Genomic DNA, 245 nt, shown 5'->3' on the forward strand with positions numbered 1-245 from the left:
TTATTGGGCGTAAAGAGCGCGTAGGCGGTTTATCAAGTCAGATGTGAAAGCCCTGGGCTCAACCTGGGAAGTGCATTTGAAACTAGTAGACTTGAGTATGGGAGAGGGGAGTGGAATTCCTGGTGTAGAGGTGAAATTCGTAGATATCAGGAGGAACACCGGTGGCGAAGGCGACTTCCTGGACCAATACTGACGCTGAGGCGCGAAGGCGTGGGGAGCAAACAGGATTAGATACCCGTGTAGTC

General features: G+C 51.8%; 1 rRNA gene. It reads left to right on the plus strand.

What is annotated here, in order from left to right:
- A 16S ribosomal RNA gene (locus ACTHSL_RS14040) occupies positions 1-245 on the plus strand; the annotation flags it as partial.

Origin of the sequence: Neisseria sp. P0008.S010, assembly GCF_051962715.1 — a bacterium.
GTDB classification, from domain to species: Bacteria; Pseudomonadota; Gammaproteobacteria; order Burkholderiales; family Neisseriaceae; genus Neisseria; species Neisseria elongata.